This is a genomic window from Xanthomonas sacchari (assembly GCF_024266585.1).
Lineage (GTDB): Bacteria > Pseudomonadota > Gammaproteobacteria > Xanthomonadales > Xanthomonadaceae > Xanthomonas_A > Xanthomonas_A sacchari_C.
In genome coordinates, this window is sequence record NZ_CP100647.1 from 4,603,138 (window position 1) to 4,615,980 (window position 12,843).

The 12,843-nt window shown below is 66.9% G+C and carries 15 protein-coding genes; 8 read left to right on the top strand and 7 right to left on the bottom strand.

Annotated elements, in window-relative coordinates:
* Window positions 1-67 precede the first annotated feature (67 nt).
* Both NKJ47_RS19395 and NKJ47_RS19400 read left to right on the top strand, forming a co-directional pair.
* Complete coding sequence (locus tag NKJ47_RS19395) at window positions 68-541, top strand: DUF4410 domain-containing protein (protein ID WP_254459360.1); 474 nt, start codon at window positions 68-70, stop codon at window positions 539-541.
* Window positions 542-946: 405 nt separating this feature from the next.
* The gene (locus NKJ47_RS19400; protein WP_254459361.1) at window positions 947-1,915 is read left to right on the top strand and encodes an IS110 family transposase; all 969 of its coding nucleotides are present in this window, start codon (window positions 947-949) and stop codon (window positions 1,913-1,915) included.
* Window positions 1,916-2,048: 133 nt separating this feature from the next.
* Here the strand turns inward: NKJ47_RS19400 and NKJ47_RS19405 are convergent, their stop codons facing one another.
* Window positions 2,049-2,948, bottom strand: coding sequence for an AraC family transcriptional regulator (locus NKJ47_RS19405; RefSeq protein WP_254459362.1), 900 nt, complete (start codon window positions 2,946-2,948; stop codon window positions 2,049-2,051).
* 302 nt (window positions 2,949-3,250) lie between these two features.
* On the opposite strand from NKJ47_RS19405, the gene NKJ47_RS19410 reads away from it, so the two are divergent.
* A complete protein-coding gene (locus NKJ47_RS19410; RefSeq protein ID WP_254459363.1) occupies window positions 3,251-3,610 on the top strand; it encodes a hypothetical protein in 360 nt (119 codons plus the stop codon).
* A gap of 198 nt (window positions 3,611-3,808) precedes the next feature.
* On the opposite strand, the gene NKJ47_RS19415 is transcribed toward NKJ47_RS19410, so the two are convergent.
* Both NKJ47_RS19415 and NKJ47_RS19420 read right to left on the bottom strand, forming a co-directional pair.
* Window positions 3,809-5,734, bottom strand: a complete 1,926-nt coding sequence (locus tag NKJ47_RS19415) for an asparagine synthetase B (protein ID WP_254459364.1) — start codon at window positions 5,732-5,734, stop codon at window positions 3,809-3,811.
* A gap of 19 nt (window positions 5,735-5,753) precedes the next feature.
* Entirely contained in the window at window positions 5,754-5,909 is a 156-nt protein-coding gene (locus tag NKJ47_RS19420) for a hypothetical protein (protein ID WP_254459365.1), read from the bottom strand.
* Between the two features lie 334 nt (window positions 5,910-6,243).
* Here NKJ47_RS19420 and NKJ47_RS19425 point away from each other — a divergent pair, with 334 nt between their 5' ends.
* The 4 genes from NKJ47_RS19425 to NKJ47_RS19440 all read left to right on the top strand — a co-directional run bounded on the left by NKJ47_RS19425 (window position 6,244) and on the right by NKJ47_RS19440 (window position 9,071).
* Window positions 6,244-6,936 (top strand): class I SAM-dependent methyltransferase, encoded by a 693-nt coding sequence (locus NKJ47_RS19425; protein ID WP_254459366.1) that lies wholly within the window; start codon window positions 6,244-6,246, stop codon window positions 6,934-6,936.
* 91 nt (window positions 6,937-7,027) lie between these two features.
* Window positions 7,028-7,309 carry a PqqD family protein gene (locus NKJ47_RS19430; protein WP_209247864.1) on the top strand — a complete coding sequence of 94 codons (282 nt, stop codon included), beginning with the start codon at window positions 7,028-7,030 and terminating at the stop codon, window positions 7,307-7,309.
* Between the two features lie 32 nt (window positions 7,310-7,341).
* Window positions 7,342-8,253, top strand: coding sequence for a hypothetical protein (locus tag NKJ47_RS19435; RefSeq protein WP_254459367.1), 912 nt, complete (start codon window positions 7,342-7,344; stop codon window positions 8,251-8,253).
* Window positions 8,250-9,071, top strand: a complete 822-nt coding sequence (locus NKJ47_RS19440) for a sulfotransferase domain-containing protein (RefSeq protein ID WP_254459368.1) — start codon at window positions 8,250-8,252, stop codon at window positions 9,069-9,071. Before NKJ47_RS19435 ends, NKJ47_RS19440 begins: the two co-directional genes overlap by 4 nt.
* Here the strand turns inward: NKJ47_RS19440 and NKJ47_RS19445 are convergent.
* From NKJ47_RS19445 to NKJ47_RS19460, 4 genes are read right to left on the bottom strand one after another with little or no spacing between them, the layout of a single operon-like run.
* Window positions 9,046-9,579 carry a GNAT family N-acetyltransferase gene (locus tag NKJ47_RS19445; RefSeq protein ID WP_254459369.1) on the bottom strand — a complete coding sequence of 178 codons (534 nt, stop codon included), beginning with the start codon at window positions 9,577-9,579 and terminating at the stop codon, window positions 9,046-9,048. The two genes, NKJ47_RS19440 and NKJ47_RS19445, sit on opposite strands and share 26 nt — an antisense overlap.
* On the bottom strand, window positions 9,579-10,166 hold the full coding sequence (locus NKJ47_RS19450) for a phage tail protein (protein ID WP_254459370.1): 588 nt from the start codon (window positions 10,164-10,166) through the stop codon (window positions 9,579-9,581). The genes NKJ47_RS19445 and NKJ47_RS19450 overlap by 1 nt, the downstream gene beginning before the upstream one ends.
* 24 nt (window positions 10,167-10,190) lie before the next feature.
* Window positions 10,191-10,742: a phage tail protein gene (locus NKJ47_RS19455; RefSeq protein WP_254459371.1), complete on the bottom strand. Its 552-nt coding sequence runs from the start codon at window positions 10,740-10,742 to the stop codon at window positions 10,191-10,193.
* Between the two features lie 24 nt (window positions 10,743-10,766).
* Complete coding sequence (locus NKJ47_RS19460) at window positions 10,767-11,306, bottom strand: phage tail protein (RefSeq protein ID WP_209247874.1); 540 nt, start codon at window positions 11,304-11,306, stop codon at window positions 10,767-10,769.
* A 349-nt stretch (window positions 11,307-11,655) separates the two neighbouring features.
* Between NKJ47_RS19460 and NKJ47_RS19465 the strand changes: the two genes are divergently transcribed.
* Window positions 11,656-12,834 carry a nucleotidyltransferase domain-containing protein gene (locus tag NKJ47_RS19465; RefSeq protein ID WP_302329798.1) on the top strand — a complete coding sequence of 393 codons (1,179 nt, stop codon included), beginning with the start codon at window positions 11,656-11,658 and terminating at the stop codon, window positions 12,832-12,834.
* The last annotated feature ends 9 nt before the right edge of the window (window positions 12,835-12,843 follow it).

Genomic DNA, 12,843 nt, shown 5'->3' on the forward strand with positions numbered 1-12,843 from the left:
CAGCCGCTATGCTGCCGCAGCCGGCGGCGTTCGTCCCGGCACCTGGGGATATCGACAAGGAGAGAGCATGAAACTGCAATGGAAAACGCTCGCGCTGGCGAGCGTGATGTTGCTGGCAACCGGCTGCGCGACCAACAGCGTGGTGCACCAGAGCTACAAGGCGACCACCGCCGAAACCTACTGGTACCAGCTCACCGGCAACGCCGATACCGACGCCGAGAGCCTGGCCATGTTCCGGCGCCAGCTCGACGCGCAGCTGGACGCGGCGCACCTGCACAGCGCGCAGGGCCAGGCCAACGCGCGCAAGATGACCATCGTCATCGACCACTACTACATGCGCAGCAACGGCGCGCGCTTCTGGGCCGGCATCATGGCCGGGCGCGACAAGATCAAGAGCCGGGTCGACATCGCCGACGCCAACGGCAAGACCGCCGCGCAGTTCGACGTGGAATCGACCAACAGCACCGCCTGGGGCACCTCCGAAGGCCTGATCGAGCGCCACGCCGAAGAGATCGTCGAGCGGCTCAAGCAACTGCAGTAGTCTTGCCGCCCGTGCAGGACCGCCCCGGTCCTGCACGGACACCGAGGCGCGCCACCGCGCGGCCTGTAGCGCACCTCGAACAACCTGCTTGCCCTGCAGGAGCGGCTTCAGCCGCGACGGGCTTCACCGGGAACGCCCGGTCGCGGCTGAAGCCGCTCCTTGTATCTGGACATGTCGCCCCTAAACAGGCGTCATGTCTTCCGACTGATCATCGGAGGAGGTGTGGGAGGTCCAGTCGCTCCTAAAGCTTCGAGCTTGCATCGTAGATCGGCTCCGCCCTCCACATGCTGGCCCTTGTGCGTCCGAACGGTATCCAGAGTCCGCCCCCCGGGCGTGAACTCGCATCGACAAGGCAGGACCGGGCTCAGCGCCGATCATGACCCTGACACGATGGAGGAATCGCGTATGTCTCCCGTCATCGGCATCGACGTCGCCAAACGCAGTTTCGATGTGGCCATCGATCTGACCAATGGCAAGCACCGTACCAAGGCCAAGTTGTCCAACGATGCCAAGGGCTTTCAGGCTCTGCAGGCATGGCTGCAGACGCATGCGCAGCCCGATAGCTGGATCGCCATGGAGGCCACCGGCACCTACCACCAGGCGCTGGCCGAGTTCCTCCACGCACGAGGCTATCGGGTGTGTGTGCTCAACCCGGCGCAGACGGCCGCGTACGCACGCAGCCAACTCAGTCGGGTCAAGACCGATCGCAGCGATGCCAAGCTGATCGCCAGTTATGCCCTGCGTCACCGCGAGCAGTTACGCCGTTGGTCCCCTGATCCGCCGGCGCTCAAGCAGCTCAAAGCGCTGGTGCGCCGGCGCCAGGATCTGCAACAGATGCTGCAGATGGAGCGCAACCGGCTGGACGTCGCTCCGGCCCAGGTGAAGGACTCGATCCAGGTCCATCTGGCCGATCTGCAACACCACATCGCCCAGATCGAGCAGGCCATCGATGACCATATCGACCAGGATCCGACCTTGCGTGGGCAGCGCGAGCTGCTGGTGAGCATCCAGGGGATTGCCAACACCAGCGCGGCCTTGATGCTGGCCGAGCTTGGCGATGTGAGGCGCTTGGCCAATGCTTCGGCGGTGACCGCCTTCGCGGGCCTGAATCCGTGCCTGCAGGAGTCGGGCGACCGCAAAGGCCACGTCTGCATCTCGCGCACCGGCTCGCCCCGCCTGCGCGCGGGCCTGTTCATGCCGGCCCTGGTGGCCATGACCCACAACCCGATCATCCGGACGCTGAAACAGCGGCTGAGCGAACGCGGCAAAGCCGGCAAGCAGATCGTGTGCGCGGCCATGCGCAAGCTCCTGCACCTGGCCTACGGGGTTCTCAAATCGGGCACGGCGTTCGATCCGAAAAGGGGACTTGCCTGATAGGGGGTAAGACGGTATCTACGGGACGCATCCCGGAGCGATTCGAGGTGCCCTGCCGTCGAACGAGCAGCACCACGGCCGGCACCGCAGCTACGCAATGCGGCCAACGCAGCGCGCGCAGCGCCGGCGCCGCTCAGCCGGCCAGGCCGAGCTGTTCGGCCAGGTCGCTGCGCGGCGAACGCCCGTACAGCCGGCTGTATTCGCGACTGAACTGCGACGGGCTCTGGTAGCCGACACGGTAGCCGGCCGCGCCCACGTCCATGCGTTCGACCACCATCAGCCGCCGCGCCTCGCGCAGGCGCAACTGCTTCTGGTACTGCAGCGGCGTCATCGCCGCGACGGCGCTGAAATGGTGGTGCAGCGAGGACACGCTCATGTTGACCTGGCGCGCCAGATCCTCGATCCGCAGCGGCTCGGCGTAGTGCTGGCGCAGCCAGGCGATGGCCTTGGCGATGCGGTTGCTGGGGCTGTCCTCCTGCGCGATGCGCAGCAGGTTCGGCCCGCACGGACCCACCAACAGGCGGTACAGGATCTCCTGCTCGATCAGCGGCGCCATCGCCGCGATGTCGGCCGGGCGTTCCAGCAGCCGCAGCATGCGCAGCGTGGCATCCAGCAGGTCCGGGCAAGCGGTGTTGACCGAGACCCCGCGCGGGCGCTCGGCACCGACCTGCGGCGGCAACGGAATCCGCTCGAGCAGTTCGCGCAGCCGGTCCGGCCGGATCGACATGCCCACGCCCAGCAGCGGCTGCTCCGGGCTGGCCTGGGTGATGCGCGAGACCACCGGCAGATCCAGCGTCACCAGCAGATAGGTGCCGACGCCGTAGCGGTATTCCTCGCTGCCCAGGGTCAGGCACTTCTCGCCCTGCAGCATCAGCGCGAAGCACGGCCATTGCGCGGTGTGCATCTTCGGCGACGGCGCGGAGCGGTAGGAACAGAAGAAGCCCTCGATGGCGGTCTCGTGGTCGCCATCGGGAGTGGCCAATCGGGCAACCAGGGCGGCCATCTCCTGGTAACGGTGGGCGAGCGCGGTCATCGGCAAGGGCGCCGTAGCATGCGGAGGAGGAAGGGAAGCTTGCACGATGCTGCGCCGGCACGGACCACGGCGCGACGCGGCTTGCAGGATCGTACAAGAATTCCGTTGGATCGCGCTAACGCGCCCGCGGCGCGCGCCAGCATGCTGTGTCGGCCGGTTCCCATCCCGGCGCCGTCCCGGAACGCCCGCCCCCGCCCGCCTGTTCCGGCCGTACGGCCCTGTCCCTTCCCCCATGCCCGCCGTCGCGCTGCCGCGTCGCCGTCAGCGTGTCATGCGGGCGACGCAGACCGCAGGAGAGACCGATGCATCCCCATACCGAAGCCCTGGAAATCGCCACCTTCCGCCTGCACGACTGCACCTGGCGCACCTTCCTGCGCGCCAACGCCGAGGTCGACGCCTGGCTGCAGCGCCAGCCCGGCTTCCGCTCGCGGCGCATCGCCCGCCGCCGCGACGGCAGCGTGGTCGACATGGTGCTGTGGGACAGCGTCGCGCATGGCACCGCGTCGGCGCGACGGCTGATGCGCGAACTGCAGGGCGCCGCGATCCACGCGCTGATCGATCCGGACACGGTATCGTGGGACATCGCCGCGGTGCAGCACGTCAGCGGCGAGGAGCACGACGGGACGGAGCTCGCAACGGAGGCCGACAGCCTCGCCGCGTGATCCGCGCGATCAGCGCCACCTGCTGCCGCCTGGCATAGCCAGCGGCAAGTCCGAAGGCAGTGGCCTGCGCGGTGCGCGGTTGCCAGTGGCGTGTCGATCGCACTCGCCTGCAACTCCGACAACGCGGGACCGGACACGAAGCGGCAGCGCAACCGTCTGCCCGCCCACAGACACGACAGTCCGAGCGCTGCGGTCCACTCAGACGCCGCCACGCTCGTGCCACGCGAGAAACCGCCCCGTCTGCAGGCCGTACAGCAGGATGTGCAGATAGGCTTCGCGCCTCGGCTCGGCGGCCTGCGCGTCGCGCGGCCAGGTGTCCATCAGGCCCTGCAGCCGTGGCAGGTCGAGCACGCGGCGTGCCAGGGCAGAATCGTGCAGCGCGTGGAGTTGCTGCCGCAGGCTGGCGCGCTGCGCGTTGAGATGCGCGAACCAGTCGCCATGCTGCACGCCGACCTGGCGATTGGCGAAGATCTCCGCAGGTGCGCCGCGCGCGGCGAGCAGGCGGCGCGGCAGCGAGCGGCTGACGCCATCGCGCAGGAACTGATCCAGCGGGAGACTGCCGAAGAACTCGATCACCCGCCGGTCGGCGAGCGGCATGCGCAGATCCACACCGGACAGTGCGCGAAGCACCCCATAGGTCTCCATCGCCGCGGCATCGCTCAAAAACCACTCGCGCCGCACGGCCAGGGAAGGATGGTTCGCGCCGAGACAAAGCCGGTAGCGACGCAGATCCAGAGTGCGGCGCAGATCCAGCTCTCGCGCCCACTGAGGGTTCAACGCGGCGTTGCACCGCCACACGTCGACCGGCAGACGATGCCAGCGGCGCACCACCGCCATCGGCGCGAACGGTCGCAGCACATGGCGCTGCAGCACCTTGCGCACGCTCAACCCTTCGGTGGCCGCCAGCGCCCGCGCTTGCACAAGCAACGCGCGCCACTGGCGTTGCCGCAGCAACTCCGGCAGCCGGGACAAGCCGTCATAGCTGAAGAACGCGTTACCCAACTCTCCGCCGATCAGGACCCGACTGTCGCGCTCCTCCATGAAACGATAGAGCGGAAAGAACCACGCCATGTTCAGCGGCGAGCGCGTCGGCTGGCCACCTTCCTGCAACCAGCGCTCGGCGTCATGTTCGCCCCAGTCCTGGCCATCGTCGCCGATCATGTGCCAGTCGATGCCCGGATGGGGTTCCGCCAGCAGGCGGGCACGCGGCGATTCGTCATAGTAATGGCGTGCGCTCGCCGCTGCGGTCGCTGTCTGCGGAGCACGCGTGAGCGCCAGCAACGGCGCTGCGGTGTGTTGTCGTGCGGCGGAGAGTGCCACCGACGTACTATCGAGGCCACCGGTCAGGCACATGGCGACGCGACCAGGCGCGCGCAGGCCATCGGCGACGGCCAGGTCCAACACGTCGGCAGCGGCGGCCTCGACGTCCTCATCGTTGCGCAGCTGCAGCGTACCGGCCTGCGGCGGCGCCCACCATCGCTGCAGATGAACCCGTTCCGGCGTCACGCTGAGGGCATGCGCCATCGGGACTCGGTCGATGTATCGATAGATGGTGCGGGTCGCCCGCGTTCGATCCATCAGCAGCCGATCGGCCAGCGCCTGCTCATCAAGATCGGAGGGAATCTCCGGCAAGGCCAGCAGCGCCCGCAAGCGGGTGGCAAACGCGATCAGATTGGAACCACGATGCACGAACAACGAGCGGATGCCCACGGGATCGCGGGCCAGCAGCAGCCGGCGCTGGTCGGGCCGATACAAGGCCAGCGCGTAGGATCCGTACACGCGCGGCAACGCGTCGACATCCCAGCGCTGCAGGGCCTCCAGCAACAAGGCGCCATCGGGCGTGGAGGTGCTGCTGGGCTCCCCTAGCGCCGCCACCAGTTCGCCACGCGCAGCCAACACCACATCTGCGGCAAGGACCGCACCGGACGCTCCCACCCACGGCATCGCTTCGAACGCATCCTCCGCTGTGAAGCAATGCTGGCGATGGACAATGGCGATGTCACCGCCATGCCAGACACGCGCCGGGCCGATCCCGCGCGCCTCCAGCGCGCGATCGAGGCGCAGCAGATCCGCGGGGGAAACCGGAGCGCCGTCGAGACGCCAGACCCCCGCAAAATCGCTCACCTCGATCGCCTACACCGGCTTAGGAGCCAGTGCCAGTCCCCGTGCCGTCGTTGCCGGAGAAGGTCTGGTTTGCGGTCTCATCGATGGCAAGAAACGACACCATCGGCGTCGTCCATACCTTGCGCCCGTGCTGCGAGGAGACCTCGGACGGCACTACCTGATCGTTCTCGTACATTGCGCACTCCCTTTTGTTAGCGTCACCTGCGGCTCGCGAACGCGTCGCCTCCCGCACTGCACATAGCGTCAACGACGTACATCCGACGCGCCTGACATCGCACCGCGTTGCGGGCTGTGTCGTTTGTGGATGCTCCCGGCTACGCTTGGAGCAATTCCCACTCAAGCTGGTCGCTTGATTCCATGATCCTACGATCGATGCCGTTGCCAACACCAGCGAATGCGTCCATCGGCCTGCCGCACGCCGCCAGTCGCTGGGATTTTCTAGATACGCATCACATAAAGCAATGATCCCGATTCTTTCCCGCTGGCGAAGCAGGTGGCCCATTGCGCAGATGAAGCTGCTGTATCGCGCCCTGCGCAACCGCGAGGGCCGGCTGTATGCGTGGTTGCGCCTTACCTCGCCCGCGCCCGTGTTCCAGGATTACGGCACGACCGCCATGCATCGCTATCCCACGCTGTTCGCCTTCGTGCAGACCACACTGGGAGCGAATGCAAACCTGCGCCTGTTGTCGTTCGGCTGTGCCAGCGGCGAGGAAGTGCTCACGCTACGCAGTTACTTCCCGGACGCCGCCATCACCGGACTGGACATCCATCCCGACCATATCTCGGCGTGCACCCTCCGGCTTCGGACGCAACCGGATGCCCGGATGCAGTTCCGCTTGGCGGGCACTACGGCCGGTGAGGCCGACGCCTCCTACGATGCGATCTTCTGCCTGGCCGTCCTGAGACGGGGCGATCTGGCCTTCCATACCGGCCAACGCTGCGACCATTTGATTCGCTTCGAGGACGTGCAGGCACAGTTGCTGGACTTCGCCCGCTGCCTGCGCCCTGGCGGCTTGCTGGCGTTGCGCCACGCCAACTTCCGCCTTCGTGATACGGCAGCAGCGCGTTGGTTCGACCCGATCCTTCGCATTCCGACACCGGCGCAAGCGGATACCCCCCTCTTCGGTCCGGACAATCTGCGCCTGCCCGTTCAGTCAGATGACGAAGTGGTATTCCGGCGCCGCGCGCATCCACGCCACTGAGTCGGCGATGGCAGCCGATCCAGTGTTTATCCGCCTTCCAAGACGCACGGTTCCCGGTTAAGGTTCCAAGTCCTTCCACGGATGGTTCGCCATGCCCATCGATCCGAATGCCTTGATCGCACAGGCTCCCGGTTGCCTGGCCGCGGAAATGGGCGAAGAACTGGTCGTCATGAACACCGAACGCGGGCTGTATTTCTCGCTTGACGCGGTAGGCAAGGACATCTGGACGCATCTCGCATCGCCCTGCACGTTCGTCGTGCTGTGCGATCGGCTGTGCGCCGACTACGCGACAACACGATCCAGGATCGAGACCGACGTGGCATCGCTGCTGGAAACGCTGCGCAGTGCCGGCACCATCGAGATCCGCGTCTGAACCGCAGCCGCGAAAACCCGGCGGCGCGGGTCTTGCCGGAACGCCAGCACCACTACCTGCTGTGCGGTTGGCATGTCCGCAGCACCCTGCCCCTTCCGGAGTTGCCGCCCTGGCCGGCATCGGCTGCCGGGCATCACGATGCGGACGTGGTGTTCGAGGACGCGTCGCTCCCCAGCCGGCTCGATTCGGCCGATCCCACCGATACCTGGCTGAGCATCGGAACCGACGGTTCCGTGTTACTGCAGATCCCAGACCTGGTCCGCATCCTCGTGCGCGGCGGACGCTCGATCCAGGTGCAGCGATTGCGCCAGGACGATGAGAGCTGGCGGCTGTTCCTGCTCGGCTCGGCGCTCGGCTACCTGTGCCTGCAACGCGGCCTGTTTCCGCTGCATGCGGCTTGCCTGCGGATCGGCAGCCGCACCGTGGCCATCGCCGGGCACAGCGGCGCCGGCAAGTCCACACTGTCGGCCGCCCTCCTCAGGCGCGGCCATGGCTTGCTCAGCGACGATCTAACGGTCCTCCGCACCGAAGGCCGCATCGAGGTGCTGCCGGCCTTCCCACGCCTGAAACTCTGGCGCGATACGCTCGATTCCCTGCAGATGCCCCACGCCGGGCTCCCGCAGATACGCCCGGGAATGGACAAGTTCGACCTGCGCCCGCAATCCGGATTCGACCCGACTCCCGCGCCGCTGGATGCGATCTTGATCCTGAAGGAGGCACCGGAACCGAGGATGCAGCGGCATTCCCCCGGTGCCGCGCTGCCGTTGCTGCACAGTTACCTGACGCGGCCACAGGCCGCCCGGCGGCTCGGCCTGTGGCCGACGACCTTTGCGCAAGCCGCCGCCATCGCGCGCCAGGTGCCGGTCTGGCACCTGCTGCGCCCACTGCGTTTCGATGCGCTGGACGCCGGCGTCGAATTGATCGAAGCACACCTGGGGACATGAGCCGGCGCGGCATCATCTGGCTGGCGTCCTATCCGAAGTCCGGCAATACCTGGGTGCGCTGCCTGATCTCCAGCCTGCAGACCGGCGCAGCCGAGGTGGCGATCGATACGCTCGGCCGCAGTCTGCCGTACGCGGCCTCGCGCAGTTGGCTCGAGCAATTCGTCGACGTGGACAGCAGCGACCTCGCACCGAGCGAACTTCGTCTTCTGCGCAGCAGCGCCTATCGGCAATGCGCGGCACAGTCGCTGGAGCTGCTCAAAGTGCACGATCGCTACGACGCGACGCTGTTTCCAGCAGACGCGACCCTGGCAACGGTCTACATCGTGCGCGACCCACGGGATATCGCGCCTTCCTGGGCCGACCAGACGAACATCGACGTCGACGCCGCCATCCGCCAGATGTGCGACGCCGGCCTGACCATGAGCCGTGCCGGCCCCTCGTTCCGCACCCAGACGCCGCAATGGTATGGGTCCTGGTCAGGGCATGCCGCCTCATGGCTGCAGCGGGCTCCAGGGCCACGCCTGCTCCTGCACTACGAAGCTCTTCTGGCGCAGCCCATGCGGGAGACGACACGTCTTGCGGAATTCCTGGGTCTGCCCGCCGACCCATCGCATGTGGCACGCGCCGTCGCCGCCTGCCGCTTCGAGACCCTACGCAGCGTGGAGGAACGTCACGGATTCGCCGAGCGTAGCCGCGAGCAGGCACGATTCTTTCGCCAAGGCCGCGCTGGCGCATGGCGGTCCGCGCTCACCACGGAACAGGCACAGCGCCTGGTCGCCGACCACGGCGTGGTCATGGACTGGCTTGGCTATCGCTGAGGGCAGGACGCCAGGCCATATGCCAGGAGATACCGGCATCGGCAAATTTCTGGAAGCCGAGTCGGTGGTACAGCCCGACCGCAGGATTGCCTTTTTTCACCTCGAGCAGCACACGCCGCCCTTCGGCACGCGCCTGGTTCAGCACCGCGCCGATCAGGATCGTTCCGATCCCCTGGCGGCGGTAATCGGATGACAACAGGATGTCCAGCACGCGGAGATCGCCTTCATCGGTCGCCGCCAGATAGAGACGGCCAACCACGCTTTCCTGCTGCGCCAGCACCAGAAACAAGGCATCTGGATGCAGCAGGGCGTAATGGCGGCGTTGTGCCTGGACCTGTTGATCGAGCAATGCGGCCTTTGCCGTATCGTCCCACGGCAGCATCGCGAATTCGGCCCAGCGCTCTTCCCGGAGCAGGGCGCGCAGCGCCGACATGTCCGCCGCGCACTCGGGGCGGATCGCCATGCCCAGCGCCGACAATGGCGCCGGGCAGGCGAAGTGCAGCGACATCACGGCCTGGGCGGATAGATGCCATCCGTGGCGCAGATGCAGTAGCGCACCGTGGTGAACGGTTGACGGTTTTCGTGTGCCTGCACCGATGTGGAGGTAGCGGGGAAAGGCGTCAGCGTATTGGGCGACATCTGGCCGAGCGGCGTTCCCACGGCCGGCGCATACGCCAGATACGTCTGTCTCGGCGTGAGGGTCAGATTCAGCAAGCGCGTCACGTAAGCGGCCGCGCTCGGTGTATTGACGAAGGCCGTCAGGGCGGTGGCCGGCCTGACGAACTGCGTGGAGATGGTGTGCGTGTGTGCCGGCAATTGCGACGAAGAAGTCAACGCAACGGTGTCGGCGCCCTGCAACTGGCCCATGGTGGTGTTGGTCAACCCCGGCCCCTGACCCTGGCCGGTGACCGCGCGGCCGCGCAGATCCGGCAGTCCGAACGTATTCTGCTTGTCGCCCCCGTAGGCAAAGCCGATCACTCCGAACAGCGCCTGATACTGCTGGATGCTGACCGTCTGCCCCATGCACTCGAGCCAGCCATCGGGCGCGAAGTTGTAAGGGAACGCCCGCACTTCGCCGATAAAGCTATTGGACATGTCGAACTCCTTTGCGATGGCCGGTCACGGCCGCTGCGGGTAGAACCCGTTCAGGCAGATCAGATAGTTGAGCGTCTGCGTGGCCATGTGGTTGTCGTGGGGCTGATTGGCGCCGCTCACGTTCACCGCCATCGGTGCCAATGGGTAGACGGAATCGGTCGTCCCCGCGGGCGGGATGAAGTACGCCACTTCCGAGTTCTGAGGTGCGGCAAGCAGATTGCCCACAGGGGTCAGCGCAGACGCCGGTGCGGTCACCGCCTGCAGGGTGTGACCGTGCGCGGGCATTTCCGCCGTTTGCAGCGACACCGTCTCGGTACCGAACTTCTGGCCCAATACGCGCGCCGTCAGTTGCGGCGCCGGCGCGCGTGCCACGCCCTGCCCTTGCGAGACCGCGACACGGCCGCGCAGATCCGGCAGATTGAAGTTGACCCTGCCGTCGCCGCCGTAGGTGGTGCCGATGAGCGAGTACAGCGCCATGTAGGTATTAATCTGCAGCTGGCGTCCGTCGCAGAACGCCCAGCCCTCGGGTTCGTAGTTGCCGGCGAAAAGGATGATCTGACCGGTATAGGCATCCATGGTGTGGTTCCTTTGTGGCCCGCGTCAGGGGCGCTGCGGGTAGATGCCGACCGTGCAGATGCAGAAATTCAGCACCAGCGATGGCTGCATGTTGTTGTGGGCGGCACCGCCACCTTGCTGGCTCACGGAGTCAGCCGCCAGACCGACCAACGTGCCGGTTGGCGCGTACAGATTGTGCGGTGTCGGTGTCTGCGCGAGGAGTTCGTTCCCGTCCAATGCGCCAGTGGTGGCCGCCGTATTGGCCGCGTTGACCAGGTGGGTATGCGGCGGAATCTGCGCCGCGGTCAGCGCCACGCCCTCCAGGCCGCCATAGGTGCCGACCGTGTAGACCACCGTCGGCGTGGTGAGCGGATTGACGCCCTGGCCCACCGGCACGCGGCCGCGCAGGTCCGGCAGATTGAACGTGGTCTTGCCGTCGCCGCCATACTGGTTGCCGAGCAGCGAGGCCAGCGCGACGTTGCTGTTGATCGGCAACGAGCGGCCATCGCATGGCAACCATCCGGCGGGCGCCCAGTCGATCGGAAACAGGCGAATTTCGCCTACAAACGCATCGGTCTCATTCATCGTGCGGCTCCTCAAATGTCAGCACTGGCGCGCGCGTCGTATCCCCGATCGCACGCGTCCCCCCATCCCTCAAGCTGCGCAGAGCGTCGCGCCGCAGGTCGAAGGTATGCTACACAGCGCGCGAGCGACCAATCCATCAGTCAAGGACTGATGCGCGCCGAAAGAATCACGGGGAACAGAGAGGAATCATGTGTGCGCTGAGCCACTTAGCACTTTCCACGGCATGCGCGATGCGGCCTCGTATGCAAATTTTGTCTACGTACGAGTACAAGTCCGCTGCAATGCATGATCGGCCTCCAGTCGTGGCCACGCTTGCCGATCGCGCGCGCAACGCGGCCCTGCTCACGCCGTGACGCGCCCATGCACCGCCTGGTCGCCCGCGTTCGACTACGCACTGCGCGTCCTGCGCTCAGAAACAGCAGCCTGCAGTGCGAGCGCGATCGATCCACGCGCGTTCGCACGCGTGCTTGCGCAGCATCGCCTGGCGCTCGCGCTACCGCCGGCCGACGCACTGGATGGCGCCATGCCGACGCCGCTGCGCGACACGCTCCGCCAACGCCAACGTAGCACCCTCCTGCGCACGCTGCGGCAGACCGCGGCACTGCAGCAGATCGTTCGTGGCCTGGACGATGCCGGACTGCGCCACTGCCTGCTCAAGGGCCAGGGCTACGCCGCCCTGTTCGGCACCCCGCAAAATCGCGAGGCCTGCGATATCGATCTGTTGATCGATGCGGCCGACCGCGACCGCGCCTTGGCGCTGCTGCAAGACCTGGACTATGTGCTGGATCCGGATGCGGCGGGCAGGCTCGAGCGATACACGCGCGACAATCACGCCCTGTCCTTGCGGCATGCCGACAACGGGCTGGTGCTGGAACTGCATCTGCGTCTGGCCAACTGGGCCCGCGAATTCCCGCTGCAACCGGCAGCGCTGTGGGATCACCACACCACCCTCGTCCGCGTGGCCGGGATGCAGGTGACCACGCTGGCGCCGCCGCTGGCGGTGGTCTATGCCGCCTTCCACGGCAACAAGCACAACTGGCACCGCGCCTTCTGGCTGGTGGATCTCGCGCAGGCGCTGCGCAGCCCGTCGCAGGATTGGGCGGCCACCCTGGCGCTGGCACGGCAGCTGGGCGTGGAACGGCAATTGGCCCTGGGCGTCCTGTTGGCCGAGGCCACGCTCGGCGTGCCCTTGCCCGCGGCCTTGCGCGAACAGGCATCGCTGCTGCGCAACGCGCGCTTCGCGGCCGACACTCTGCTGCCGCACCTGGATGCACTCGGCTCCGATCGCGGCGCCGACCTGGCGGCTCGGCTCGGCATGGCGCGCTATACCCTGCGCCTGCTGTCGCTGCAGTCGAACTGGCGCGGCCGCCTGCAGCTGATCCCGTTCCTGCTGGCACCCACCGAGGACGATCGCCTGGCCACGCCCCTGCCGCGAGCGCTGCAGTGGGCCTATCCGGGACTGCGCGCGCTACGCCTGGCCAGGCAACACCTGCGCAAACGTCGCGGCGTGCGGCGCAGCCCGGACTGAGTGCGGCTG

What these genes read in the sequence shown, in the direction of transcription:
- NKJ47_RS19440 (WP_254459368.1), top strand. Translation starts at nt 8,250, where the DNA reads ATGAGCCGGCGCGGCATCATCTGGCTGGCGTCCTATCCGAAGTCCGGC.
- NKJ47_RS19455 (WP_254459371.1), bottom strand. Translation starts at nt 10,742, where the DNA reads ATGGATGCCTATACCGGTCAGATCATCCTTTTCGCCGGCAACTACGAA.
- NKJ47_RS19460 (WP_209247874.1), bottom strand. Translation starts at nt 11,306, where the DNA reads ATGAATGAGACCGATGCGTTTGTAGGCGAAATTCGCCTGTTTCCGATC.
- NKJ47_RS19420 (WP_254459365.1), bottom strand. Translation starts at nt 5,909, where the DNA reads ATGTACGAGAACGATCAGGTAGTGCCGTCCGAGGTCTCCTCGCAGCAC.
- NKJ47_RS19410 (WP_254459363.1), top strand. Translation starts at nt 3,251, where the DNA reads ATGCATCCCCATACCGAAGCCCTGGAAATCGCCACCTTCCGCCTGCAC.
- NKJ47_RS19405 (WP_254459362.1), bottom strand. Translation starts at nt 2,948, where the DNA reads ATGACCGCGCTCGCCCACCGTTACCAGGAGATGGCCGCCCTGGTTGCC.
- NKJ47_RS19395 (WP_254459360.1), top strand. Translation starts at nt 68, where the DNA reads ATGAAACTGCAATGGAAAACGCTCGCGCTGGCGAGCGTGATGTTGCTG.
- NKJ47_RS19430 (WP_209247864.1), top strand. Translation starts at nt 7,028, where the DNA reads ATGCCCATCGATCCGAATGCCTTGATCGCACAGGCTCCCGGTTGCCTG.
- NKJ47_RS19400 (WP_254459361.1), top strand. Translation starts at nt 947, where the DNA reads ATGTCTCCCGTCATCGGCATCGACGTCGCCAAACGCAGTTTCGATGTG.
- NKJ47_RS19450 (WP_254459370.1), bottom strand. Translation starts at nt 10,166, where the DNA reads ATGTCCAATAGCTTTATCGGCGAAGTGCGGGCGTTCCCTTACAACTTC.
- NKJ47_RS19425 (WP_254459366.1), top strand. Translation starts at nt 6,244, where the DNA reads ATGAAGCTGCTGTATCGCGCCCTGCGCAACCGCGAGGGCCGGCTGTAT.
- NKJ47_RS19445 (WP_254459369.1), bottom strand. Translation starts at nt 9,579, where the DNA reads ATGTCGCTGCACTTCGCCTGCCCGGCGCCATTGTCGGCGCTGGGCATG.